The sequence below is a fragment of the Enterobacter cloacae complex sp. HYC042_NIDB genome (genome assembly GCF_056673315.1).
The window spans coordinates 438079-464993 of sequence record NZ_CP109650.1; the positions used below are offsets into that span (position 1 = coordinate 438079).

The 26915-nt window shown below is 56.4% G+C and carries 19 protein-coding genes and 2 rRNA genes; 17 read left to right on the forward strand and 4 right to left on the reverse strand.

What is annotated here, in order from left to right; translation table 11 throughout:
* Window positions 1-29 precede the first annotated feature (29 nt).
* From OKF39_RS02090 to aceK, 6 genes are all read left to right on the forward strand, one after another.
* Window positions 30-2933: ribosomal RNA gene (locus OKF39_RS02090) — 23S ribosomal RNA — on the forward strand.
* Window positions 2934-3003: 70 nt separating this feature from the next.
* A 5S ribosomal RNA gene (rrf, locus tag OKF39_RS02095) occupies window positions 3004-3119 on the forward strand.
* A gap of 176 nt (window positions 3120-3295) precedes the next feature.
* Window positions 3296-4225 (forward strand): homoserine O-acetyltransferase MetA, encoded by a 930-nt coding sequence (gene metA, locus OKF39_RS02100; RefSeq protein ID WP_048957448.1) that lies wholly within the window; start codon window positions 3296-3298, stop codon window positions 4223-4225.
* A gap of 270 nt (window positions 4226-4495) precedes the next feature.
* Entirely contained in the window at window positions 4496-6097 is a 1602-nt protein-coding gene (gene aceB / locus OKF39_RS02105; RefSeq protein ID WP_479983432.1) for a malate synthase A, read from the forward strand.
* Window positions 6098-6128: 31 nt separating this feature from the next.
* Window positions 6129-7433, forward strand: a complete 1305-nt coding sequence (gene aceA / locus OKF39_RS02110) for an isocitrate lyase (RefSeq protein WP_028015114.1) — start codon at window positions 6129-6131, stop codon at window positions 7431-7433.
* A 50-nt stretch (window positions 7434-7483) separates the two neighbouring features.
* Complete coding sequence (gene aceK / locus OKF39_RS02115) at window positions 7484-9247, forward strand: bifunctional isocitrate dehydrogenase kinase/phosphatase (protein WP_048998345.1); 1764 nt, start codon at window positions 7484-7486, stop codon at window positions 9245-9247.
* Here aceK and iclR read toward each other — a convergent pair.
* Window positions 9201-10028, reverse strand: a complete 828-nt coding sequence (iclR, locus tag OKF39_RS02120) for a glyoxylate bypass operon transcriptional repressor IclR (RefSeq protein ID WP_072201792.1) — start codon at window positions 10026-10028, stop codon at window positions 9201-9203. The genes aceK and iclR overlap by 47 nt on opposite strands.
* Window positions 10029-10221: 193 nt before the next feature.
* On the opposite strand from iclR, the gene metH reads away from it, so the two are divergent.
* The 5 genes from metH to rluF all read left to right on the forward strand — a co-directional run bounded on the left by metH (window position 10222) and on the right by rluF (window position 17412).
* The gene (gene metH, locus OKF39_RS02125; protein ID WP_479983433.1) at window positions 10222-13905 is read left to right on the forward strand and encodes a methionine synthase; all 3684 of its coding nucleotides are present in this window, start codon (window positions 10222-10224) and stop codon (window positions 13903-13905) included.
* Between the two features lie 113 nt (window positions 13906-14018).
* Window positions 14019-15650 (forward strand): Na/Pi cotransporter family protein, encoded by a 1632-nt coding sequence (locus OKF39_RS02130; RefSeq protein ID WP_041911578.1) that lies wholly within the window; start codon window positions 14019-14021, stop codon window positions 15648-15650.
* 144 nt (window positions 15651-15794) lie between these two features.
* Window positions 15795-16145 carry a type II toxin-antitoxin system RelE/ParE family toxin gene (locus OKF39_RS02135; RefSeq protein WP_048959325.1) on the forward strand — a complete coding sequence of 117 codons (351 nt, stop codon included), beginning with the start codon at window positions 15795-15797 and terminating at the stop codon, window positions 16143-16145.
* Between the two features lie 2 nt (window positions 16146-16147).
* Window positions 16148-16486 (forward strand): helix-turn-helix domain-containing protein, encoded by a 339-nt coding sequence (locus OKF39_RS02140; RefSeq protein ID WP_032655712.1) that lies wholly within the window; start codon window positions 16148-16150, stop codon window positions 16484-16486.
* Window positions 16487-16539: 53 nt separating this feature from the next.
* Window positions 16540-17412, forward strand: a complete 873-nt coding sequence (gene rluF / locus OKF39_RS02145; RefSeq protein WP_248039983.1) for a 23S rRNA pseudouridine(2604) synthase RluF — start codon at window positions 16540-16542, stop codon at window positions 17410-17412.
* On the opposite strand, the gene OKF39_RS02150 is transcribed toward rluF, so the two are convergent.
* The 3 genes from OKF39_RS02150 to lysC all read right to left on the reverse strand — a co-directional run bounded on the left by OKF39_RS02150 (window position 17413) and on the right by lysC (window position 20123).
* Window positions 17413-17685: a YjbD family protein gene (locus OKF39_RS02150; RefSeq protein ID WP_003860346.1), complete on the reverse strand. Its 273-nt coding sequence runs from the start codon at window positions 17683-17685 to the stop codon at window positions 17413-17415.
* Between the two features lie 50 nt (window positions 17686-17735).
* On the reverse strand, window positions 17736-18680 hold the full coding sequence (gene panS / locus OKF39_RS02155; protein ID WP_063943940.1) for a ketopantoate/pantoate/pantothenate transporter PanS: 945 nt from the start codon (window positions 18678-18680) through the stop codon (window positions 17736-17738).
* Window positions 18681-18773: 93 nt separating this feature from the next.
* The gene (gene lysC / locus OKF39_RS02160) at window positions 18774-20123 is read right to left on the reverse strand and encodes a lysine-sensitive aspartokinase 3 (protein ID WP_041911575.1); all 1350 of its coding nucleotides are present in this window, start codon (window positions 20121-20123) and stop codon (window positions 18774-18776) included.
* Between the two features lie 374 nt (window positions 20124-20497).
* Here lysC and pgi point away from each other — a divergent pair, with 374 nt between their 5' ends.
* The 6 genes from pgi to psiE all read left to right on the forward strand — a co-directional run bounded on the left by pgi (window position 20498) and on the right by psiE (window position 26861).
* The gene (gene pgi, locus OKF39_RS02165; protein ID WP_323307608.1) at window positions 20498-22147 is read left to right on the forward strand and encodes a glucose-6-phosphate isomerase; all 1650 of its coding nucleotides are present in this window, start codon (window positions 20498-20500) and stop codon (window positions 22145-22147) included.
* Window positions 22148-22513: 366 nt separating this feature from the next.
* Window positions 22514-22756: an exopolysaccharide production protein YjbE gene (yjbE, locus tag OKF39_RS02170; protein ID WP_013095034.1), complete on the forward strand. Its 243-nt coding sequence runs from the start codon at window positions 22514-22516 to the stop codon at window positions 22754-22756.
* A 63-nt stretch (window positions 22757-22819) separates the two neighbouring features.
* Window positions 22820-23458 carry a YjbF family lipoprotein gene (locus tag OKF39_RS02175; protein ID WP_048959331.1) on the forward strand — a complete coding sequence of 213 codons (639 nt, stop codon included), beginning with the start codon at window positions 22820-22822 and terminating at the stop codon, window positions 23456-23458.
* On the forward strand, window positions 23455-24195 hold the full coding sequence (locus OKF39_RS02180; protein ID WP_328728501.1) for a capsule biosynthesis GfcC family protein: 741 nt from the start codon (window positions 23455-23457) through the stop codon (window positions 24193-24195). The genes OKF39_RS02175 and OKF39_RS02180 overlap by 4 nt, the downstream gene beginning before the upstream one ends.
* Window positions 24192-26288, forward strand: a complete 2097-nt coding sequence (locus OKF39_RS02185) for a YjbH domain-containing protein (protein ID WP_479983434.1) — start codon at window positions 24192-24194, stop codon at window positions 26286-26288. The genes OKF39_RS02180 and OKF39_RS02185 overlap by 4 nt, the downstream gene beginning before the upstream one ends.
* Before the next feature lie 162 nt (window positions 26289-26450).
* Window positions 26451-26861: a phosphate-starvation-inducible protein PsiE gene (gene psiE, locus OKF39_RS02190; RefSeq protein WP_000202963.1), complete on the forward strand. Its 411-nt coding sequence runs from the start codon at window positions 26451-26453 to the stop codon at window positions 26859-26861.
* Window positions 26862-26915: the final 54 nt, after the last annotated feature.

Genomic DNA, 26915 nt, shown 5'->3' on the forward strand with positions numbered 1-26915 from the left:
ATCAGAAGTGAAACATCTTCGGGTTGTGAGGTTAAGCGACTAAGCGTACACGGTGGATGCCCTGGCAGTCAGAGGCGATGAAGGACGTGCTAATCTGCGAAAAGCGACGGCGAGGTGATATGAACCTTTGACCCGTCGATGTCCGAATGGGGAAACCCAGTGTGTTTCGACACACTATCGTTAACTGAATACATAGGTTAACGAGGCGAACCGGGGGAACTGAAACATCTAAGTACCCCGAGGAAAAGAAATCAACCGAGATTCCCCCAGTAGCGGCGAGCGAACGGGGAGCAGCCCGGAGTCTGAATCAGCTTGTGTGTTAGTGGAAGCGTCTGGAAAGTCGCACGGTACAGGGTGACAGTCCCGTACACGAAAGCACACAGGTTGTGAACTCGAAGAGTAGGGCGGGACACGTGGTATCCTGTCTGAATATGGGGGGACCATCCTCCAAGGCTAAATACTCCTGACTGACCGATAGTGAACCAGTACCGTGAGGGAAAGGCGAAAAGAACCCCGGCGAGGGGAGTGAAAAAGAACCTGAAACCGTGTACGTACAAGCAGTGGGAGCACCTTCGTGGTGTGACTGCGTACCTTTTGTATAATGGGTCAGCGACTTATATTCTGTAGCAAGGTTAACCGTATAGGGGAGCCGCAGGGAAACCGAGTCTTAACTGGGCGTTAAGTTGCAGGGTATAGACCCGAAACCCGGTGATCTAGCCATGGGCAGGTTGAAGGTTGGGTAACACTAACTGGAGGACCGAACCGACTAATGTTGAAAAATTAGCGGATGACCTGTGGCTGGGGGTGAAAGGCCAATCAAACCGGGAGATAGCTGGTTCTCCCCGAAAGCTATTTAGGTAGCGCCTCGTGAATTCATCTTCGGGGGTAGAGCACTGTTTCGGCTAGGGGGCCATCCCGGCTTACCAACCCGATGCAAACTACGAATACCGAAGAATGTTATCACGGGAGACACACGGCGGGTGCTAACGTCCGTCGTGAAGAGGGAAACAACCCAGACCGCCAGCTAAGGTCCCAAAGTCATGGTTAAGTGGGAAACGATGTGGGAAGGCACAGACAGCCAGGATGTTGGCTTAGAAGCAGCCATCATTTAAAGAAAGCGTAATAGCTCACTGGTCGAGTCGGCCTGCGCGGAAGATGTAACGGGGCTAAACCATGCACCGAAGCTGCGGCAGCGACACTATGTGTTGTTGGGTAGGGGAGCGTTCTGTAAGCCGTCGAAGGTGTGCTGTGAGGCATGCTGGAGGTATCAGAAGTGCGAATGCTGACATAAGTAACGATAAAGCGGGTGAAAAGCCCGCTCGCCGGAAGACCAAGGGTTCCTGTCCAACGTTAATCGGGGCAGGGTGAGTCGACCCCTAAGGCGAGGCCGAAAGGCGTAGTCGATGGGAAACAGGTTAATATTCCTGTACTTGGTGTTACTGCGAAGGGGGGACGGAGAAGGCTATGTCAGCCGGGCGACGGTTGTCCCGGTTTAAGCGTGTAGGTGTGTGTTCCAGGCAAATCCGGTTCACTTTAACACTGAGGCGTGATGACGAGGCACTACGGTGCTGAAGTGATAAATGCCCTGCTTCCAGGAAAAGCCTCTAAGCATCAGGTAACACGAAATCGTACCCCAAACCGACACAGGTGGTCAGGTAGAGAATACCAAGGCGCTTGAGAGAACTCGGGTGAAGGAACTAGGCAAAATGGTGCCGTAACTTCGGGAGAAGGCACGCTGATATGTAGGTGAAGTCCCTGCGGACGGAGCTGAAATCAGTCGAAGATACCAGCTGGCTGCAACTGTTTATTAAAAACACAGCACTGTGCAAACACGAAAGTGGACGTATACGGTGTGACGCCTGCCCGGTGCCGGAAGGTTAATTGATGGGGTTAGCGGCAACGCGAAGCTCTTGATCGAAGCCCCGGTAAACGGCGGCCGTAACTATAACGGTCCTAAGGTAGCGAAATTCCTTGTCGGGTAAGTTCCGACCTGCACGAATGGCGTAATGATGGCCAGGCTGTCTCCACCCGAGACTCAGTGAAATTGAACTCGCTGTGAAGATGCAGTGTACCCGCGGCAAGACGGAAAGACCCCGTGAACCTTTACTATAGCTTGACACTGAACACTGGTCCTTGATGTGTAGGATAGGTGGGAGGCTTTGAAGCGTGGACGCCAGTCTGCGTGGAGCCGTCCTTGAAATACCACCCTTTAATGGCTGGTGTTCTAACGTGGACCCGTAATCCGGGTTGCGGACAGTGTCTGGTGGGTAGTTTGACTGGGGCGGTCTCCTCCCAAAGAGTAACGGAGGAGCACGAAGGTTAGCTAATCCTGGTCGGACATCAGGAGGTTAGTGCAATGGCATAAGCTAGCTTGACTGCGAGAGTGACGGCTCGAGCAGGTGCGAAAGCAGGTCATAGTGATCCGGTGGTTCTGAATGGAAGGGCCATCGCTCAACGGATAAAAGGTACTCCGGGGATAACAGGCTGATACCGCCCAAGAGTTCATATCGACGGCGGTGTTTGGCACCTCGATGTCGGCTCATCACATCCTGGGGCTGAAGTAGGTCCCAAGGGTATGGCTGTTCGCCATTTAAAGTGGTACGCGAGCTGGGTTTAGAACGTCGTGAGACAGTTCGGTCCCTATCTGCCGTGGGCGCTGGAGAATTGAGGGGGGCTGCTCCTAGTACGAGAGGACCGGAGTGGACGCATCACTGGTGTTCGGGTTGTCATGCCAATGGCACTGCCCGGTAGCTAAATGCGGAAGAGATAAGTGCTGAAAGCATCTAAGCACGAAACTTGCCCCGAGATGAGTTCTCCCTGAGACTTTAAGTCTCCTGAAGGAACGTTGAAGACGACGACGTTGATAGGCCGGGTGTGTAAGCGCAGCGATGCGTTGAGCTAACCGGTACTAATGAACCGTGAGGCTTAACCTTACAACGCCGAAGCTGTTTTGGCGGTGAGAGAGACAATCAACTTTCAGCCTGATACAGATAACAGAATTTGCCTGGCGGCTTTAGCGCGGTGGTCCCACCTGACCCCATGCCGAACTCAGAAGTGAAACGCCGTAGCGCCGATGGTAGTGTGGGGTCTCCCCATGTGAGAGTAGGGAACTGCCAGGCATCAATTAAGAAGAACCCCGTACCGTAAGGTGCGGGGTTTTTTGCTTTTGTTTTTCTCCCTCTCCCTGAAACTTTCTCACCTTCGACTTGCAGGCTCGACATTCATACCATTTCTGGGTATCGTTAGCTGTCTGGATGTCTAAACGTTTATACGTATATTGTGAGGAAGTAAGGTTATGCCGATTCGGGTGCAGGACGAGCTACCAGCCGTCAATTTCTTACGTGAAGAGAACGTCTTCGTGATGACGGCTTCACGCGCGACAGGTCAGGAAATTCGCCCGCTGAAGGTTCTCATCCTCAACCTGATGCCGAAAAAGATTGAGACGGAGAATCAGTTTCTGCGTCTGCTGTCGAACTCCCCGCTGCAGGTCGATATTCAACTGCTGCGTATTGATGCCCGCGAGTCACGTAACACGCCCTCTGAGCATCTGAATAACTTCTACTGTAACTTCGAAGATATTCGGGGGGAAAACTTCGACGGACTGATTGTGACAGGCGCGCCGCTCGGTCTGGTTGAATTTAACGATGTTGCTTACTGGCCGCAGATCAAACAGGTGCTGGAGTGGGCAAAAGATCACGTCACGTCAACGCTGTTTGTCTGCTGGGCGGTACAGGCCGCACTCAACATTCTCTACGGTATTCCCAAGCAAACCCGCACTCAAAAGCTCTCCGGCGTATACGAACACCACATTCTTCATCCACACGCACTGCTGACGCGTGGTTTTGATGACACCTTCCTGGCCCCGCATTCCCGCTACGCCGATTTTCCGGCCCAGCTGATTCGTGATTACACCGATCTGGAGATCCTGGCCGAAACGGAAGACGGGGATGCCTACCTGTTTGCCAGTAAAGACAAACGTATCGCGTTCGTTACCGGCCATCCTGAGTATGATCCCGATACTCTCGCATCAGAGTATTTCCGTGATGTCGAAGCGGGTCTTAATCCGGATATCCCGTACAACTATTTCCCGAAAAACGATCCGCAAAACAAACCAGGAGCCACCTGGCGCAGCCACGGAAATCTGCTGTTCACTAACTGGCTCAACTATTACGTCTACCAGATTACGCCGTACGATCTTCGCCACATGAATCCGACGCTGGAGTAATCGTCTGCATTAAACGATCCTAAAGCGTTTCAGCTATTCAGATCAGGCACCTTCGGGTGCCTTTTTTATTTCCGAAATCCCGTTCAACATACCAGGAAACTTTAACTGCATATTAATCATCATGTTGCGTTGTAATTAAAATTAAAATGGAAATTGTTTTTGATTTTGGAAAAATTATAGATAGTCTTAATTCTGCTGAGCGAAAACTACACAACGATCTTTCGTTCGCATTGGGGGCGTGATTTTGGATCTTTGATGAGGAGCAGAACGATGACTCAACAGGCAACCACGGTCGATGAATTGACCTTTACCCAGCCGAATGGTGAGCAAGAACAGCAGGTTTTGACGGCCGAAGCGGTAGAGTTTCTGACTGAGCTGGTGACCCGCTTTACGCCGCAGCGCAATAAGCTGCTGGCGGCACGCATTCACCAACAGCAGGAAATCGATAACGGCAAGTTGCCAGGATTTATTTCGGAAACTGCTTCCATTCGTCGTGGTGAGTGGAAAATCCGCGACATTCCTGAAGATTTACAGGATCGTCGCGTTGAGATCACTGGTCCGGTAGAGCGCAAAATGGTGATCAACGCCATGAACGCCAACGTTAAAGTCTTTATGGCCGATTTTGAAGATTCGCTGGCCCCGGACTGGAACAAAGTTATCGACGGGCAGATCAACCTGCGCGATGCCGTCAACGGCACCATCAGCTACACCAACGAAGCCGGGAAAATCTACCAGCTCAAACCGAATCCGGCGGTGCTGATCTGTCGCGTACGAGGTCTGCACCTCCCTGAAAAACATGTCACATGGCGTGGAGAAGCCATTCCGGGCAGCCTGTTTGATTTCGCACTCTATTTCTTCCATAACTACAAAAACCTGCTGGCAAAAGGTAGCGGTCCCTATTTCTATCTGCCAAAAACGCAGGCCTGGCAGGAAGCCGCCTGGTGGAGCGAAGTATTTAGCTACGCGGAAGATCGATTCAACCTGCCGCGCGGCACGATCAAGGCCACGCTGCTGATTGAAACGCTGCCCGCCGTGTTCCAGATGAATGAAATTCTGCATGCCCTGCGCGACCACATTGTCGGCCTGAACTGCGGACGCTGGGACTATATTTTCAGCTACATCAAGACGCTGAAAAACTATCCCGATCGCGTACTGCCGGACCGCCAGGTCGTGACCATGGATAAACCCTTCCTGAGCGCCTATTCGCGTCTGCTGATTAAAACCTGCCACAAGCGCGGTGCCTTTGCGATGGGCGGCATGGCGGCCTTTATTCCGAGCAAAGACGCGGAGCGCAATAATCAGGTGCTCAACAAGGTGAAAGCCGATAAAGAGCTGGAAGCCCGTAACGGTCACGACGGCACGTGGATTGCCCATCCGGGCCTGGCCGATACGGCGATGGAGGTCTTCAATCGCGTACTCGGCGATAACAAAAATCAGCTGTTTGTCACGCGCGAAGAAGATGCCCCAACGGCTGAAGAACAGCTGCTGGCACCGTGCGCGGGCGAGCGAACGGAAGAGGGGATGCGTGCCAATATTCGCGTCGCGGTCCAGTACATCGAAGCGTGGATCTCCGGCAACGGCTGCGTGCCTATCTACGGCCTGATGGAAGATGCTGCCACGGCGGAAATTTCGCGCACCTCTATCTGGCAGTGGATCCACCATCAAAAAACGCTCAGCAACGGCAAGCCGGTCACCAAAGCCCTGTTCCGTCAGATGCTGGCCGAAGAGATGCGGGTCATCCAGGACGAGCTGGGCGAACACCGCTTCAGCAGCGGACGCTTTGACGACGCAGCGCGCCTCATGGAGCAAATCACCACATCAGATGACTTAATCGACTTCCTGACCCTGCCGGGCTACCGCTTCCTGGCGTAACTCACCACATAACAATATGGAGCATCTGCACATGAAAACCCGTACCCAACAAATCGAAGAATTAAAGAAAGAGTGGACTCAACCGCGCTGGGAAGGCATCCGCCGTCCTTACAGCGCGGAGGACGTGGTGAAATTACGCGGCTCGGTCAACCCGGAATGCACGCTGGCACAGAACGGTGCGGCGAAAATGTGGAAGCTGCTGCACGGTGGCTCCAAAAAGGGTTATATCAACAGCCTCGGTGCGCTGACCGGCGGTCAGGCATTGCAGCAGGCGAAGGCCGGCATAGAAGCCATTTACCTTTCCGGCTGGCAGGTCGCGGCGGACGCTAACCTGGCCTCCAGCATGTATCCGGATCAATCTCTTTATCCAGCCAACTCGGTACCGTCGGTGGTGGATCGGATCAACAATACCTTCCGCCGCGCGGATCAGATCCAGTGGGCCGCAGGCATTGAGCCCAACGATCCGCGTTTTATTGATTACTTCCTGCCGATCGTGGCGGATGCGGAAGCGGGCTTCGGCGGCGTGCTGAACGCCTTCGAACTGATGAAATCGATGATTGAGGCCGGTGCAGCGGCCGTTCACTTCGAAGACCAGCTGGCGTCGGTGAAGAAGTGCGGGCATATGGGCGGAAAAGTTCTCGTCCCGACCCAGGAAGCGATTCAGAAGCTGGTTGCCGCGCGTCTCGCTGCTGACGTGCTCGGCGTGCCGACGCTGGTGATTGCCCGTACCGATGCGGATGCGGCAGACCTGATCACCTCTGACTGCGATCCGTACGATAGCGAATTTATTACCGGCGAGCGCACCAGCGAGGGGTTCTATCGCACGCATGCCGGTATCGAACAGGCCATCAGCCGCGGCCTGGCCTATGCCCCTTACGCCGACCTGGTCTGGTGTGAAACGTCCACGCCGGACCTGGCGCTGGCGAAGCGCTTTGCCGATGCGATTCATGCGAAATACCCGGGCAAACTGCTGGCCTACAACTGTTCGCCGTCCTTCAACTGGCAGAAAAAGCTGGATGACAAAACCATCGCCAGCTTCCAGCAGCAGCTGTCGGATATGGGCTACAAGTACCAGTTCATCACCCTGGCAGGCATCCACAGCATGTGGTTCAACATGTTCGACCTGGCGCACGCTTACGCGCAGGGTGAGGGCATGAAGCACTACGTTGAGAAGGTGCAGCAGCCGGAGTTTGCCGCTGGTAAAGACGGCTATACCTTTGTTTCTCACCAGCAGGAAGTGGGGACGGGCTACTTTGATAACGTGACGACCATCATCCAGGGAGGCGCCTCATCCGTTACCGCCTTAACGGGGTCAACCGAAGAAGCACAGTTCTAAACTTTTCCCCCTCTCCCCTCCGGGGAGAGGGACGGGGTGAGGGGGAATATATGTCGCGTGGCCTGGAATTGCTGATTGCCCAAACCATTCTGCAGGGCTTTGATGCCCAGTATGGCCGTTTTCTGGAAGTTACCTCCGGCGCGCAGCAGCGCTTCGAACATGCAGACTGGCATGCGGTTCAGCAGGCCATGAAGCAGCGTATTCATCTCTATGACCATCATGTGGGTCTGGTGGTGGAGCAGCTGCGCTGTATTACCGACGGTAAAAGCCCGGACGCGGCATTTTTACTGCGCGTGAAAGAGCATTACACCCATCTGTTACCCGACTACCCTCGCTTCGAGATTGCGGAGAGCTTTTTCAACTCCGTCTATTGCCGGTTATTTGACCACCGCTCATTATCTCCTGAGCGGTTATTTATCTTCAGCTCCCAGCCTGAGCGCCGCTTCCGTACCATTCCGCGTCCGCTGGCGAAAGATTTCTTTCCCGATCGCGGGTGGGAAAAGCTCCTGCATCGCATCTTAACGGATTTGCCGCTGCGCCTGCCGTGGGAGAACAAGCTCCGGGATATCGGCTATATCCATGCGCATCTTCGTGAAACCTACGGCGAGGAGGTGCTCAGCCGCAGCCATTTGCAGGTGGCCAACGAGCTGTTCTACCGGAATAAGGCCGCCTGGCTGGTGGGCAAACTGGTTACGCCGACGGCCATTGTGCCGTTTCTGTTGCCCATTCACCGTACCGACGACGGCGAACTGTTTGTCGATACCTGCCTGACCACCAGCGCCGAGGCCAGCATCGTGTTTGGCTTCGCCCGCTCCTATTTCATGGTGTACGCCCCGCTGCCTGCCGCCCTGGTGGAGTGGCTGCGCGAGATCCTGCCGGGCAAAACCACCGCCGAGCTGTATATGGCGATTGGCTGTCAGAAGCATGCCAAAACGGAAAGTTACCGGGAATACCTGCGCTATGTCACCGCGGCGGATGAGCAGTTTATCGAAGCGCCAGGTATCCGCGGCATGGTGATGCTGGTCTTCACGCTGCCGGGCTTCGACCGGGTCTTTAAGGTGATAAAAGACAGATTCGCCCCGCAGAAAGAGATGACCGCCGCCCACGTCCGCGCCTGCTATCAGCTGGTAAAAGAGCACGATCGCGTCGGGCGAATGGCCGATACCCAGGAGTTTGAAAACTTTGTGCTGGATAAGCAGCAGATCGATCCGGCGCTTATGTCGCTGTTAATGCAGGAAGCGCCGACGAAAATCACCGATCTGGGCGATAAAATAGCGATTAGCCATCTCTATATTGAGCGCCGTATGGTGCCGCTCAATATCTGGCTGGAACAGTCAGAGGGCCAGGCATTACGTGATGCCATCGAAGAGTACGGCAACGCTATCCGCCAGCTCGCCGCCGCCAATATCTTCCCTGGCGATATGCTGTTTAAAAACTTCGGCGTCACCCGGCACGGGCGGGTGGTGTTCTACGATTACGATGAAATTTGCTACATGACCGAGGTGAACTTTCGCGATATCCCGCCGCCCCGTTACCCGGAGGATGAGCTCTCCAGCGAGCCGTGGTACAGCGTTTCGCCGGGCGATGTGTTTCCCGAGGAGTTTCGCCACTGGCTGTGTGCGGACCCACGCATCGGGCCGTTATTTGAAGAAATGCATGAAGATCTGTTCCACGCCAGCTACTGGCGCGGGCTACAAACGCGGATCAAAAATGGGCACGTGGAGGATGTGTACGCTTACCGCCGCAAGCAGCGGTTTTGTGTGCGGTTTAACGAATCCCACCGTACGCCAGCGTCACCTCTTTCGCGGCCTTAATCACCAGCGCGCCCAGCTCGGTCACCCGGTCGTCGGTCATACGTGAGATGGGGCCAGAGATGGAGATCGCAGCAAACGGCTCGCGATGTTCGTCGAAAATACAGGACGCGAGGCAGCGCAGCCCCAGCGCATGTTCCTCGTCATCAAACGAATAGCCGCGCTTGCGGGTCAACGCCAGATCTTCTTTCAGATGCACCGGCGACACCAGCGTGGCGTGGGTATAGGCGTGCAGCCCTTTTCGGTGCAGCAGCCCGGTCACCTGCTCTTCGCTCAGCTGCGAGAGAAACGCTTTCCCCGCCCCGGATGCGTGCATCGGCAGCTTGCCGCCAATCGGCGCGGACATGCGCATCAACTGCGTGCACTGCACCTGGTCGATGATAATCGCCTGGTGGTCGCTCTGGTCGAGCACCGCAAGGTTCACCGTCTCGCCGGACTCCTCCATCAGCTTGCGCAGGATCGGGTGCACAATCGCCAGCAGGTTACGGCTCTGCAGGAAGCTGCTGCCCACGATAAACGCATGCGCGCCCACCGCCCAGTGCCCCAGCTCGCCGACCTGGCGGACAAAGCCCAGCTGCTGCATGGTGGTCAGCAGGCGGTGCGTGGTGGAGTTCGGCAGACCAGCCTGCTGGGCCAGCTCCGTCAGGGCCACGCTGCCGTGCGATTCGGCTATCCACTCCAGCAGCTTCAGACCGCGCGTCAGGGATTGAACCTGTCCGCCGGGTTGTGCAGCGGCGGTGGCGGCAGGTTTTCTGCCGCGTTTGGCGGGAACGGTCGCGACCATGACGATCTCCTTTTTCTGTATCGTGGAAATCATTTTCGTTTTATTTGGTGAATTTGCAACCGCTTTCCTGACTGATCGGAGGAGTGATGGTGAACATGTCTCATGTTACCGCGGCGTGACTTTTCCACCCTGCGAGATTGTGCCAGTATGGAACGCAGCCTTTTGGCCTTGTTGAGCTTTGTCGGGAGCAAGTGTGAGCAGCAAAGTAGAGCAACTGCGTGCGCAGTTAAATGAACGAATTCTGGTGCTGGACGGCGGCATGGGCACCATGATCCAGAGCTATCGTCTGAGCGAAGACGATTTCCGCGGCGAGCGCTTCGCCGACTGGCCCTGCGACCTGAAAGGAAACAATGACCTGCTGGTGTTGAGCAAACCGTCCGTCATCAGGGATATCCACAACGCCTACTTTGAAGCGGGTGCGGATATTGTAGAAACCAACACTTTCAACTCGACAACCATCGCCATGGCGGATTACCAGATGGAATCCCTGTCGGCGGAGATCAACTATGAGGCGGCCAGGCTCGCCCGCGCCTGTGCCGACGAGTGGACGGCCCGCACGCCGGACAAGCCGCGCTACGTTGCCGGGGTGCTTGGCCCGACCAACCGCACCGCGTCGATTTCACCGGACGTCAACGACCCGGCGTTTCGTAATATCACCTTTGACCAGCTGGTTACGGCGTATCGTGAATCGACCAAAGCGCTGGTGGAAGGTGGCTCCGACCTGATCCTGATTGAAACGGTGTTCGATACCCTCAACGCCAAAGCCGCGATATACGCGGTGAAAGAGGAGTTTGAGGCGCTGGGCGTTGACCTGCCGATCATGATCTCCGGCACCATCACCGACGCCTCCGGCCGCACCCTGTCCGGCCAGACAACCGAAGCGTTTTATAACTCCCTGCGCCACGCCGACGCGCTCTCCTTCGGCCTGAACTGCGCGCTGGGACCAGACGAACTGCGCCAGTACGTGCAGGAGCTTTCGCGCATCGCCGAATGCTACGTTACCGCGCATCCGAACGCCGGTCTGCCGAACGCGTTTGGCGAGTACGATCTGGATGCTGACACCATGGCGGCGCAAATCCGCGAGTGGGCCGAGTCAGGCTTCCTGAACATCGTCGGCGGCTGCTGCGGCACCACGCCGGAGCACATCGCCGCCATGAGCCGCGCCGTGGACGGGCTGCCGCCGCGCAAGCTGCCCGAGCTGCCGGTTGCCTGTCGCCTTTCCGGCCTGGAGCCGTTGACCATCGGCGACGACAGCCTGTTTGTGAACGTGGGTGAACGTACCAACGTTACCGGTTCCGCTAAATTCAAGCGCCTGATCAAAGAAGAGAAGTACAGCGAAGCGCTGGACGTCGCCCGCCAGCAGGTGGAAAGCGGGGCGCAGATTATCGATATCAACATGGACGAGGGGATGCTTGACGCCGAAGCGGCGATGGTGCGTTTCCTCAACCTGATTGCCGGTGAGCCGGATATCGCCCGCGTACCGATCATGATTGACTCCTCCAAGTGGGAGGTCATCGAAAAGGGGCTGAAGTGCATTCAGGGCAAAGGCATCGTTAACTCCATCTCGATGAAAGAGGGCGTGGATATCTTTATCCACCACGCGAAGATGGTGCGCCGCTACGGTGCGGCCGTGGTGGTGATGGCCTTCGATGAGGTGGGCCAGGCCGACACCCGCGAGCGCAAAATTGAGATATGCCGCCGCGCGTACAAAATTCTGACCGAAGAGGTGGGCTTCCCGCCGGAAGACATTATTTTCGACCCGAACATCTTTGCCGTCGCGACCGGCATCGAAGAGCACAACAACTACGCCCAGGACTTTATCGGCGCGTGTGAAGACATCAAGCGCGAGTTGCCGCATGCGCTGATCTCCGGCGGCGTGTCGAACGTCTCGTTCTCGTTCCGCGGCAACGACCCGGTGCGTGAGGCGATCCACGCCGTGTTCCTCTACTACGCCATCCGCAATGGGATGGACATGGGTATCGTCAACGCCGGACAGCTGGCGATTTACGACGATCTGCCTGCCGAACTGCGCGATGCCGTAGAGGACGTGATCCTCAACCGTCGCGACGACGCCACCGAGCGCATGCTCGACCTGGCGGAAAAATACCGCGGCAGTAAATCGGATGAATCGGCCAATGTTCAGCAGGCCGAGTGGCGTTCCTGGGACGTGAAAAAGCGTCTGGAATACTCGCTGGTGAAAGGGATTACCGAGTTCATCGAGCAGGACACCGAGGAAGCGCGTCAGCAGGCAGCCCGCCCGATTGAGGTGATCGAAGGGCCGCTGATGGACGGCATGAACGTGGTTGGCGATCTATTCGGCGAGGGCAAGATGTTCCTGCCGCAGGTGGTGAAATCCGCTCGCGTCATGAAGCAGGCAGTGGCTTATCTTGAACCCTTCATCGAAGCCAGCAAAGAGAAGGGCTCCAGCAACGGTAAAATGGTTATCGCCACCGTGAAGGGCGACGTGCACGACATCGGCAAAAACATTGTTGGCGTGGTGTTGCAGTGTAATAACTACGAAATTATCGACCTTGGCGTGATGGTTCCGGCGGATAAAATCCTCAAGACCGCGCGCGAAGTGAACGCCGATCTGATTGGCCTCTCCGGCCTGATTACGCCGTCGCTCGACGAAATGGTCAACGTGGCAAAAGAGATGGAGCGTCAGGGCTTCACCATTCCGCTGCTGATTGGCGGGGCGACCACCTCGAAAGCGCACACGGCAGTGAAGATCGAGCAGAACTACAGCGGACCGACGGTTTACGTGCAGAACGCCTCGCGCACGGTGGGCGTGGTTTCCGCACTGCTCTCCGAGACTCAGCGCTACGAGTTTGTGGCGCGCACTCGCCAGGAGTACGAAACCGTTCGCGTGCAGCACGGGCGCAAAAAACCGCGCACGCCGCCGGTGACGCTCGCTGCCGCACGCGATAACGACCTGGCCTTTGACTGGGCAAGCTATACGCCGCCGGTCGCGCATCGTCTGGGCGTGCAGGACGTGACGGCCAGCATCGAGACGCTGCGCAACTACATTGACTGGACGCCGTTCTTTATGACCTGGTCGCTGGCGGGCAAATATCCGCGCATCCTCGAAGATGAAGTCGTAGGCGAAGAGGCGAAGCGTCTGTTTAAAGACGCCAACGATATGCTGGACACGCTGAGCGCAGAGAAAACCCTCAACCCGCGCGGCGTGGTGGGGCTGTTCCCGGCGAACCGCGTGGGTGACGACGTGGAAATCTACCGCGATGAAACCCGCACCCACGTGCTGGCCGTGAGCCATCACCTGCGGCAGCAAACCGAAAAAGTGGGCTTTGCCAACTACTGCCTGGCGGATTTCGTTGCGCCGAAGCTGAGCGGGAAAGCTGACTATATCGGCGCCTTTGCGGTAACCGGCGGTCTGGAAGAAGACGCCCTGGCGGACGCGTTTGAAGCGCAACACGATGATTACAATAAGATCATGGTGAAAGCGATTGCCGACCGCCTGGCGGAAGCCTTTGCTGAATACCTGCACGAACGCGTACGTAAGGTGTACTGGGGTTACGCGGCGAATGAGAACCTCAGCAACGAGGAGCTGATCCGCGAAAACTACCAGGGGATTCGTCCGGCGCCGGGCTATCCGGCCTGTCCGGAACACACCGAAAAAGGCACTATCTGGAAACTTCTGGACGTGGAAGCGCATACCGGCATGAAGCTCACCGAGTCGTTCGCCATGTGGCCGGGCGCGTCCGTGTCGGGCTGGTACTTCAGTCATCCGGACAGCAAGTACTTCGCCGTGGCGCAGCTGCAGCGCGATCAGATCGAAGATTACGCCCTGCGCAAAGGCATGAGCGTGTCAGAGGTAGAGCGCTGGCTGGCGCCGAATTTAGGCTACGACGCGGACTAACGTCACTTTTCCTTACAACAAACAGGGCACCTCAACGGTGCCCTGTCTCTTTCTTACGTTTAAACCCTTATACTTAATCATAAAATCTATAACGATAAGGAGAACCCACTTCCGTGCTGACGTTGTTACATCTGCTTTCGGCAGTCGCACTGCTCGTATGGGGCACCCATATTGTCCGCACCGGCGTGATGCGCGTGTTCGGCGCGCGCTTACGTACCGTCCTCAGCGGCAGCGTTGAGAAGAAGCCGCTCGCCTTCTGCGCGGGGATTGGCGTCACGGCGCTGGTGCAAAGCAGCAATGCCACCACCATGCTCGTCACCTCCTTCGTGGCGCAGGATCTGGTCGCGCTCGCCCCGGCGCTGGTGATCGTGCTGGGTGCTGACGTTGGTACCGCGCTGATGGCGCGTATCCTGACGTTCGATCTCTCCTGGCTGTCGCCGCTGCTGATTTTCATCGGTGTGATCTTTTTCCTTGGCCGCAAGCAGACCCGGGCCGGGCAGCTTGGCCGCGTGGGCATTGGCCTCGGACTGATTCTGCTGGCGCTGGAACTGATTGTGCAGGCGGTGACGCCTATCACCCAGGCGAACGGCGTGCAGGTCATCTTCGCCTCGCTGACCGGTGACATCATGCTGGATGCGCTGATCGGGGCAGTGTTTGCCATCATCAGCTACTCCAGCCTGGCCGCCGTGCTGCTGACGGCCACGCTCACCGCCGCGGGCGCGATCTCCTTCCCGGTGGCGCTGTGTCTGGTGATCGGCGCTAACCTCGGCTCTGGCCTGCTGGCGATGCTCAACAACAGCGCGGCCAATGCTGCCGCCCGCCGCGTGGCGCTGGGGAGTTTGCTGTTTAAGCTGGTGGGCAGCCTGATTATTCTGCCGTTTGTCCATCCGCTGGCAAACCTGATGGACAACCTCCCGCTGCCGAAAGCGGAGCTGGTGATCTACTTCCACGTCTTCTATAACCTGGTGCGCTGCCTGGCGATGGTGCCGTTTGCCGCGCCGATGGCCCGCTTCTGCGAGCGTCTTATCCGTGATGAACCGGAGCTGGATGCGCGCCTTAAGCCGAAGCATCTGGATACCTCCGTGCTGGACACCCCCGCGCTGGCCATCGCCAACGCCGCCCGCGAAACGCTGCGCATGGGCGACGCGATGGAAACCATGCTCGAAGGGCTGAAAAAGGTGATGCACGGCGAGCCGCGCGAGGAAAAAGAGCTGCGCAGGCTGGCGGACGACATCAACGTGCTGTATACCGCCATCAAGCTCTATCTGGCGCGTATCCCGCAGGACGAGCTGGCGGAAGAGGAGTCCCGCCGCTGGGCGGAAATCATTGAGATGTCGCTTAACCTGGAGCAGGCCTCGGACATCGTTGAGCGTATGGGCAGCGAAATCGCGGACAAATCCCTGGCCGCGCGTCGGGCGTTCTCCGTGGAAGGGCTGAAGGAGCTCGAAGCGCTGCACGAAAAGCTGGTGAGCAACCTGAAGCTGGCGATGTCGGTGTTCTTCTCCAGCGACGTACCGAGCGCGCGCCGCCTGCGCCGCAACAAGCATCGTTTCCGCATTCTCAACCGTCGCTACTCGCACGCCCACGTTGAACGTCTGCACCAGCAGAACGTGCAGAGCATCGAGACCAGCTCCCTGCACCTGGGGCTGCTGGGGGATATGAAGCGTCTTAACTCGCTGTTCTGCGCAGTGGCGTATAGCGTGATGGAACAGCCGGATGAAGACGACGAGCGGGATGAGTATTAATCTCTGAAAGCGCCTCGCAGATCCTCTCCATGAGGCGTGACCAAACTCTACTGAAAACGTAACGTCACGCCACAGGTCATAAGCAGACCTGTGGCGTGAGACAATGTAATCTTTTATGTATAAAATTTTATACAGGGATGTGGTATGCTGTCAGAAAAACCAGCAATGAGACCCATTGCATGGATGGGGAGTGCCTTCGATGATTTGCTCGGCTTCCCGGAGGAAATCCGGCGGGAAGCAGGGTATCAGCTACATCGATTACAGGCTGGATTAGAGGCGGCAGACTGGAAGCCGATCTCAGAGATTGGCAAAGGCGTTGCAGAGATACGGCTACGCGGTGACACGGGCGCATACCGAATCATCTATTTGGCTCGTTATGAGGATGCTGTTTACGTACTGCATTGCTTTAAGAAGAAAACGCAGCGGACATCAGGCCATGATAAATACATAGCAAAGGCACGTTTTCAGGCGGTGCTTGATGCTCGGAGAGGATGAAAATGGGAAGACGCGTTGATACAAAAATTCGGCATGTGACAGCTTCAGAAACGAACATTTTTGCTGAGCTGGGTTTTGAAGAAAGTGAAGCTAAACAGTTGCACGAAAGTGCCGAAAAAGAGGTTGAGCAGTTGCTTGCCATCAAGCGGCAACTGATGCAGGAAATTTCCTCGTGGATTGCGGAGAATAAACTGCGTCAGACTGACGCTGCCGCCAGGCTAAACGTCTCTCGTCCCCGCGTGTCTGATGTCGTGAACCTCAAAACCAGTAAGTTCACCCTTGATACGCTGATCATGATGTTATGTAAACTTGGAAAACCCGTCTCAGTTACGGTCGGCTAATCTTTTTTTCCAGTCCATACCTAAGGTATATTTCGCCCTTCACAGGAGAAACTATGCTGCCAACTCAATCAACCCGATTAAACAAATACATTAGCGAGAGCGGGATCTGCTCACGTCGCGAGGCGGACCGTTACATTGAACAAGGTAACGTGTTCCTTAACGGCAAACGCGCCACGATTGGTGACCAGGTGGCCCCTGGCGACGTGGTTAAAGTGAATGGTCAGCTCATTGAACCGCGTGATGCTGAAGACCTGGTGTTTATCGCGTTGAACAAACCGGTTGGGATTGTCAGCACCACGGAAGACGGCGAGCGGGACAACATTGTTGATTTCGTGAACCACAGTAGCCGTATTTTCCCGATTGGCCGTCTGGATAAAGACTCTCAGGGGCTGATTTTCCTCACCAACCACGGCGACCTGGTGAACAAAATTCTGCGTGCCGGTAACGACCACGAGAAAGAGTACATCGTGACGGTGAACAAGCCGGTGACGGACGAATTTATCCGCGGCATGGGCGCAGGCGTGCCGATTCTGGGCACCGTGACGAAGAAGTGCAAGGTCAAAAAAGAAGCGCCCTTTGCGTTCCGTATCACGCTGGTGCAGGGCCTGAACCGCCAGATCCGTCGCATGTGCGAGTATTTTGGTTATGAAGTGACGAAGCTGGAACGTACGCGCATCATGAACGTCAGCCTGTCCGGGATCCCGCTGGGCGAGTGGCGTGACTTAACGGACGACGAGCTGATCGAGCTGTTCAAGCTTATCGAAAACTCCTCGTCCGAAGCGAAGCCGAAAGCCAAAGCCAAACCGAAAACGCAGGCGATTAAACGTCCGGTAGTTAAGGCACCGCAGGCGGAAGAGAAAGGGCGGGGCAAGCCGGGTAACGGAAAACGCTTTACCCAGCCGGGTCGCAAAAAGAAAGGGCGCTGATTAGCGCCTTCCACGGGTTGATGTATTGGCGGACCAGGAAAAGGTCGCCTCTGCATCCGGCTTATAAGCCTGCTCTTTTTTCAGCTTGCGGGCTTTTTTCGCCGCAGCCTCACGTTGCGCCATCAGCTTGTCGATGTACTCTTTTTTAACCTGATTGGTTTCGGCGTTCGTCAGCGTGCGGCCATGGGCGATGCGGGCGCGGTCGAGAAGCGTTTTCAGTTCGCGCTGCTCGGCTTCCGTCATGTCTTTCTGGGTCAATCGTGGTGTAGCCATTGCTGAAGCCTCCTGATGGGGAGGCTTCAGTGTAAAGCAAGCCGCGTCAATTAACCCTGCTTCAGCGCATCTTTTTTCGGTTGCTCATCAATCGGCTTACCGGACCAGTAGCCCGCCAGCAGCGAGCCGGACAGGTTGTGCCAGACGGAGAACAGCGCGCCCGGCAGGGCCGCCAGCGGTGAGAAGTAAATTTTACCCAGCGCCGCTGCCAGGCCGGAGTTCTGCATGCCTACCTCGATTGCCAGCGTGCGGCAGGTGGACTCGTCAAAGCCAAACAGCTTCCCGCCCCAGTATCCGCCCAGCAGGCCGATGGTGTTGTGCAGTACCACCGCGACGATCACCACAAAGCCTACGGAGGCAATGTGCGACGCGGAACCGGCCACCACGGCGCTGATGATCGCCAGAATGCAGACCATCGAAAACGCGGGCAGGTACGGCTCAACCGCCTTCACCACGCGTGGGAACAGATGGTGGATAACCAGCCCCAGCGCAATCGGGATCACCACAATCTGCAGAATACTGAGCAGCATGCCCATCACGTCCACCTGAATATGCGCGTCCACGTACAGGCGGGTTAACAGCGGTGTGGCAATCACGCCCACCAGCGTGGATACCGAAGAGATGGTCACGGAGAGCGCCACGTCACCTTTCGCCAGATAGATCATCACGTTAGACGCCGTACCGCTGGCGACGCTGCCCACCAGTACCATCCCGGCGGAGAGATCGGGCGGCATCTTAAAGGCCATCGCCAGCAGCCAGGCCGCGAGCGGCATCACCAGGTAGTGCAGGAAGATCCCTGCAGCCACCGGCGCCGGGCGCGACAGCACGCGTTTAAAATCGTCGATTTTCAGGTGCACGCCCATGCCGAACATAATCAGCATCAGCAGCGTGGTGACCCACGGACCAATACCCGTGAAGGTGGTAGGGGTGTAATACGCGAGTACGGAGAGCAGCAGCGCCCATAGCGGGAACAGCCGGGTGATAACGGATAACATAGTGAATTCCTTGCAGTATTGTCGTGTTGTTTAGTTATGAAAAAGCCGGGTCTGTGCCCGGCTTATAGGTATTGTTTATCGTGCTAACGAATTTTATTCAAACAAATTCTGATGAAGTTTCTGCACCACCTGCTCGGCCTGATCGGCAGGGACCAGGAAGCAAAGGTTATAGCTGGAGGCACCGTAGCAGATCATGCGGATGTTGAACGGGTCAAGCACGCCGAACACCTCTTTGCCCACGCCGCAGGCGCGAGACAGCTTGTTACCGATGATGGCCACCAGCGCCAGGTCTTCTTCGACCTCCACGCGGCACAGCTCAGACAGCTCAATCAGCAGCGACTGCGTCAGCAGGGTGTCGCCGGTGGAGGTGGAGCCGGTGGTGTCCAGCGTCAGCGCAATGCTCACCTCGGAGGTGGTAATCAAATCTACAGAGATGTTATGGCGCGCGAGGATGCCAAACACTTCCGCCAGGAAGCCGCGGGAGTGCAGCATATTGTGGCTGTGCAGCGTGACCAGCGTCTGGCGGCGGCGCAGGGCCAGCGCGCGGAACAGCGGCGGGTTCTCGGTTTTCTTGCAGACCAGCGTCCCGCCCGCTTTTGGATCTTTACTGGAGCCAACGAAGACCGGAATATCGCTGCGCACGGCAGGCAGCAGCGTTGCCGGATGCAGCACTTTTGCACCGAAGGTGGCCATTTCAGCTGCTTCTTCAAAGGCAATCACATCAATACGTTTTGCCGCGGAAACGACGCGCGGATCGGTGGTGTAAATACCCGGCACGTCAGTCCAGATATCCACGCGCGTTGCGTGCAGGGCTTCGCCCAGCAGCGCGGCGGTGTAATCGCTGCCGCCACGGCCAAGCGTGGTCGTGCGTCCTTTCGCTTCGCTGCCGATAAAGCCCTGGGTGATCACCATGCCTTCTGCCAGGCGCGGCGCCAGCTGCTGGTTGGTGAGCTCGGCCAGCATCTCAACGTCCGGTTCAGCGCGCCCAAAACGATCGCTGGTGCGCATCACTTTACGCACGTCAAACCACTGCGCCTGAACGTTACGCTCGCGCATAATTTCAACGAACAGCAGGGTAGACATCAATTCACCGTGGCTGACCAGTTCATCGGTCAGGGCGGTAGAGGTGGCCAGGGACGCCGCTTCTGCCAGGGTGGTGATATTTTCCAGCAGGCGCTCCACTTCTTCGCGGATCACGTTCGGGTTTTGCAGACGTTCAAGAATGTCGAACTGAATTTTGCGCAGTGCATCCAGCTTCACGAAACGTTCTGTCGCTTCCAGTCCTTCAGACAGAGAAACCAGCAGGTTCGTCACGCCGGCGGATGCAGAGAGCACCACCAGGCGGGTATTCGGATCGGCCAGCACCACATCGGCGCTGCGGTTCATGGCATCGTAATCGGCCACACTGGTGCCGCCAAACTTGGCGACCACAAAACTCGTCATAACAACCTCGTGTCAGGGAATGAATAAGCGACCTTGGCACAAGAATGAAACGAAAACAGGTGCAGGCGCAAAATACGGCCCTATAAATAAAATGCGGGGGAGGTCCTGTCAATGCTGGGATTATGCGGATTTTTTATGGGGGGGTACCCCTGAGAAACAGGACTTATAACAGGCCCATATTTTATGCTCCTTTTTACCCCCTTTTGACCGACATTTCGCCACGCCGGAAGGGCGCGACAGCAGCTATACTTTTCGGGTCTTTTCACCTGCGTTTGATGCAGACCAGGGCAATGGCATAAAAACCATCACAATTTTTATTTGCAGGCGCTACAATCGACCGCAGTCACAATTCTCAAATCAGAAGAGTATTGCTAATGAAAAACATCAACCCAACGCAGACCGCTGCCTGGCAGGCACTCCAGAAACATTATGATGAAATGAAAGACGTCACCATCGCGGATCTGTTCGCGAAAGATGCCGATCGTTTCACTAAGTTCTCCGCGACCTTCGATGACCTCATGCTGGTGGATTTCTCCAAGAACCGCATTACCGAAGAGACGCTGGCAAAACTGCAGGATCTGGCGAAAGAGACCGAGCTGGCCGACGCCATCAAATCCATGTTCTCCGGCGAGAAGATCAACCGCACCGAAGACCGTGCCGTGCTGCACGTGGCGCTGCGAAACCGTAGCAATACGCCAATCATCGTTGACGGCAAAGATGTGATGCCGGAAGTAAACGCGGTGCTGGAAAAGATGAAAACGTTCTCCGAAGCGATCATCTCCGGCAGCTGGAAAGGCTACACCGGCAAAGCGATCACCGACGTGGTTAACATCGGTATCGGCGGCTCTGACCTCGGCCCGTTCATGGTGACCGAAGCCCTGCGCCCGTACAAAAACCACCTCAACATGCACTTTGTCTCTAACGTCGATGGTACCCACATCGCCGAAGTGCTGAAGAACGTAAACCCGGAAACTACCCTGTTCCTGGTGGCGTCTAAAACCTTCACCACCCAGGAAACCATGACCAACGCCCACAGCGCGCGCGACTGGTTCCTGAAAACCGCGGGCGACAACAAGCACGTGGCGAAACACTTCGCGGCGCTGTCTACCAACGGTAAAGCGGTCAGCGAGTTCGGTATCGACACCGCGAACATGTTCGAGTTCTGGGACTGGGTTGGCGGCCGCTACTCGCTGTGGTCTGCAATCGGTCTGTCCATCATCCTGTCCGTGGGCTTTGACAACTTCGTTGAGCTGCTCTCCGGCGCGCATGCGATGGACAAACACTTCTCCACCACCGCGCCTGAGAAAAACCTGCCGGTGCTGCTGGCGCTGATCGGTATCTGGTACAACAACTTCTTCGGCGCTGAAACCGAAGCGATCCTGCCATACGACCAGTATATGCACCGTTTTGCGGCTTACTTCCAGCAGGGCAACATGGAATCCAACGGTAAGTACGTTGACCGTAACGGCAACGCGGTGGATTACCAGACTGGCCCGATCATCTGGGGCGAGCCGGGCACCAACGGCCAGCATGCGTTCTACCAGCTGATTCACCAGGGTACCAAAATGGTACCGTGCGATTTCATCGCCCCGGCGATCACGCACAACCCGCTGTCCGACCACCATCCGAAGCTGCTGTCTAACTTCTTCGCACAGACCGAAGCGCTGGCGTTCGGTAAATCCCGCGAAGTGGTTGAGCAGGAATACCGTGACCAGGGTAAAGATCCGGCCACGCTGGAGCACGTTGTGCCGTTCAAAGTGTTCGAAGGCAACCGTCCAACCAACTCCATCCTGCTGCGCGAAATCACCCCGTTCAGCCTGGGCGCGCTGATTGCGCTGTACGAGCACAAGATCTTCACCCAGGGCGCGATCCTGAACATCTTCACCTTTGACCAGTGGGGCGTTGAGCTGGGCAAACAGCTGGCAAACCGCATTCTTCCAGAGCTGGGTGACGATAAAGCCATCGACAGCCACGACAGCTCCACCAATGGTTTGATTAACCGTTATAAAGCATGGCGTGCGTAATTAATATGTCATGAAAAATGCCGGCGATATGCCGGCATTTTTTTATCGGATAATTCCTGATGTCTGTTAGTTAACTCAAATTCTGACTCTGAGTTTAATCTGAAAAAGGCGGTTAACCTGCTAATTGCTGCGGTTTATTTTAAGAAAATACGCAGAGCCAAGATAATAAGGATATATTATAATTTATTGATTTTTATCGATTATTTATTTTAAATATTTGTTTTTCGTTTCTGTTTTATCCATTAGTCCGAAAACCGTCCCCCTATTTCCCCCCACGGTAAACCCTCTGCTGTAGTTGTGTATACTCGATTCCGCCTGAATTTCTTTTCGGGCAAATCTCCATTCATTCATTGAAGGGAAATTGTTATGAAGAAAGTACTGTATGGCATTTTTGCCATATCTGCACTTGCGGCGACGTCTGTCTATGCAGCTCCGGTCCAGGTCGGGGAAGCAGCAGGGTCGGCAGCGACGTCTGCGTCTGCGGGAAGTTCTACCGCAGCCAGCACCAGCACCGTAAGTTCAGCCGTGGGTGTCGCGCTGGCGGCAACCGGTGGCGGTGATGGCTCCAATACCGGAACCACGACCACTACGACAACCAGCACCCAGTAATACAGGGTGTTTTAATCATAACCACACTTCGGTGTGGTTATTTCGCCCCTTCGGAGAAGAGTCGTGAAGCGACCTGCAATCATTCTGATTTGCCTGCTGTTGCAGGCGTGCTCAGCCACCACCAAAGGGCTGGGTCATTCACTGTGGGAAAGCCTGTTCGGCACGCCGGGCGTTCATCTGACCGATGACGAACTTCAGAACATGCCGTACGCCAGCCAGTACATGCAGCTAAACGATGGCCCGCAACTGTTTGTGGTGCTCGCTTTCGATGAAAACGGGCAGCAGAAATGGGTGACGCAGGATCAGGCCACCATCGTCACGCAGCATGCCCGAATTGTGAAAACGCTGCTCGGCGGCGACAACTTGCTCGAGGTGAATAATCTCGCCGAAGACCCGCTCATCAAGCCAAATCAGATCGTCGACGGCGCAAGCTGGACGCGCACGATGGGCTGGACCGAGCATAAGCAGGTGCGCTACGCCACGGCCCGCTCCACCTTCCGCTGGGACGGTACGGACAGCGTGAAAGTCGGCAGCGACGAAACTCAGGTGCGCGTATTGGATGAGAAGGTGACAACCGACCAGGCCACCTGGCATAACCGCTTCTGGATCGACGAGGATGGGCAGATCCGTCAGTCCTTGCAGTATCTCGGTGCCGGTTTCTTCCCGGTGAAAACCACCCTGATCAAGGCGGCGAAATCATGAAAACGCTCATCCACGCTGCGCTTCTCGCCAGCCTTGCCGCGCCGCTGGCATGGTCCGCAGGAACGGTAAAGGTCTACACGCCGGACAGTGAAAAACCCAAAACCTTAACCAACGCCGAGCATCTGCTCGATCTCGTCGGGCAGCCAAGGCTTGCCAACAGCTGGTGGCCGGGAGCGGTGATCGGCGAGCATCAGGCGACGGTTAAGGCGGAGCAGGAACACCGTGCCCTGCTGGCCCGCCTGACGAGCCTGGCGGAGCAGGAAGACGGCGACGATGCCGCGGCCATTAACAGCGTTCGCCAGCAGCTTCAGGCGCTGAAAGTGACAGGCCGCCAGAAAGTCAATCTTGATCCAGATGAAGTGCGCGTCACGGAAAAGGGCAACCCCACGCTTGAAGGGGAGTACACCCTCTGGCTTCCGGTGAAGCCGACGACGGTGACCGTGATGGGGCTTATCAGCAGCCCCGGTAAAAAGCCCTTTACGCCCGGCCGCGACGTGGCGAGCTATCTCGACGAACAAAGCCTGCTGAGCGGCGCGGATAACAGCTACGCATGGATTATTTATCCAGACGGGCATACGCAAAAAGCGCCGGTGGCGTACTGGAATAAACGCCATATCGAACCCATGCCGGGCAGCATCATTTTTGTCGGTTTTGCCGACCATTTCTGGACGAAGGCATATGACGGGCTTAACGCCGATATCCTTCACTCCCTGACACAGCGGATACCGGAAGAATGAAAAGAACCTATCTCTACAGCATGCTGGCGATCTGCGTAAGCGCCGCCTGCCATGCAGAAACGTATCCGGCACCTGTTGGCCCGTCTCAGTCAGACTTCGGCGGCGTCGGTTTACTGCAAACGCCTACCGCGCGCATGGCGCGTGAAGGGGAAATTAGCCTTAACTACCGCGATAACGACCAGTATCGCTACTATTCCGCCTCCGTACAGCTTTTCCCGTGGCTTGAAACCACGCTGCGCTACACCGACGTGCGTACGAAACAGTACAGCAGCGTCGACGCCTTCTCCGGCGATCAGACCTACAAAGATAAAGCCTTCGACGTCAAACTGCGCCTGTGGGAAGAGAGCTACTGGATGCCGCAGGTCTCCGTGGGTGCAAAAGATATCGGCGGGACCGGCCTGTTCGACGCGGAATACATCGTGGCCAGCAAGGCCTGGGGACCGTTTGATTTTTCTCTCGGTCTTGGCTGGGGCTATCTCGGCACCAGCGGCAACGTTAAAAACCCGTTCTGTACCTACAGTGACAAATACTGCTACCGCGATAACAGCTACAAGAAAGCCGGTTCCATCAACGGCGACCAGATGTTCCACGGCCCGGCCTCGCTGTTCGGCGGCGTGGAATACCAGACGCCGTGGCAGCCGCTGCGCCTGAAGCTGGAGTACGAAGGAAACGACTACTCGCAGGACTTCGCCGGGAAGATTGAGCAGAAGAGCAAGTTTAACGTGGGCGCCATTTATCGCGTCACCGACTGGGCCGACGTTAACCTCAGCTACGAGCGCGGCAACACGGTGATGTTTGGCTTCACGCTGCGCACTAACTTTAATGACATGCGGCCGCACTACAACGATAACGCGCGGCCTGCCTACCGGCCGGAGCCGCAGGATGCGATTCTGCAGCACTCCGTGGTGGCAAACCAGCTGACGCTGTTGAAATACAACGCCGGTCTGGCCGATCCGAAAATTCAGGTGAAAGACGATACGCTGTACGTCACCGGCGAGCAGGTGAAATACCGCGACTCGCGTGAAGGGATCGAACGCGCCAACCGGATCGTGATGAACGATCTCCCGGACGGGATCCGCACGATCCGCGTGACGGAGAACCGCCTGAATCTGCCGCAGGTCACCACCGAAACCGATGTCGCCAGCCTCAAGCGCCATCTTGAAGGCGAACCGCTCGGGCATGAAACCGAGCTGGTGCAAAAACGCGTAGAGCCGATCGTGCCGGAAACCACCGAGCAGGGCTGGTATATCGATAAATCGCGCTTTGATTTCCACATCGATCCGGTACTGAACCAGTCCGTCGGCGGGCCGGAAAACTTCTACATGTATCAGCTGGGTGCGATGGCGACGGCGGATCTGTGGGTCACCGACCACCTGCTGACCACCGGCAGCCTGTTCGGCAACATTGCGAACAACTACGACAAGTTTAACTACACGAACCCGCCGAACGACTCAAAGCTGCCGCGCGTGCGTACCCGCGTGCGTGAATACGTGCAGAACGATGTCTACGTGAATAACCTGCAGGCCAACTACTTCCAGTACTTCGGCAACGGTTTCTACGGCCAGGTTTACGGTGGCTATCTGGAAACCATGTTTGGTGGCGCGGGGGCGGAAGTGCTGTATCGTCCCGTCGACAGCAACTGGGCGTTCGGGATTGATGCCAACTACGTTAAGCAGCGTGACTGGCGCAGCGCGCAGGACATGATGAAGTTCACCGACTACAGCGTCAAAACCGGCCACCTGACCGCCTACTGGACGCCTTCGTTCGCGCAGGACGTGCTGGTGAAAGCCAGCGTCGGCCAGTATCTGGCGGGCGACAAGGGCGGCACGCTGGATATCTCCAAACACTTCGACAGCGGCGTCGTGGTGGGTGGCTACGCCACCATCACCAACGTTTCGCCGGACGAGTACGGGGAAGGGGACTTCACCAAAGGGGTCTACGTGTCGATTCCGCTGGATCTGTTCTCATCCGGTCCGACCCGCAGCCGAGCGGCCGTGGGCTGGACGCCGCTGACGCGTGATGGCGGCCAGCAGCTTGGGCGTAAGTTCCAGCTGTACGACATGACCAGCGATAAGAACATTAACTTCCGCTGATGCTTCACGCCGGGCGGCACTGCGTTTGCCCGGCCTACGGTTTTTGTAGGCCTGGTAAGCGCAGCGCCAGCGGGCGAATGCGCCAAACATAAACAAAAAATATAGATCCCCGTCACATTTTTGCGTTATACAGGAATCTCGTCCTGGAGAATGAGGTGCTGTATGACATCCCTGACTCGCCCGCGCGTTGAGTTTATCTCAACGATACTCCAGACCGTGCTGAACCTCGGTCTGCTGAGCCTTGGCCTGATCCTGGTCGTCTTTCTCGGCAAAGAGACGGTGCATCTGGCGGATGTGCTGTTCGCCCCTGAGCAAACCAGCAAATATGCGCTGGTGGAAGGCCTGGTGGTCTACTTTCTCTACTTTGAATTTATTGCCCTGATTGTGAAGTACTTCCAGTCCGGCTTTCACTTCCCGCTGCGCTATTTTGTCTACATTGGCATCACCGCCATTGTGCGACTGATCATCGTCGATCATAAATCCCCGCTCGACGTGCTGATCTACTCGGCGGCGATCCTGCTGCTGGTGATCACCCTCTGGCTGTGTAATTCGAAGCGGCTGAAACGCGAATAAAAAAATGGCGGCCCGGAGGCCGCCTAACAACAGTCACAAGTTGGGTCAATACAA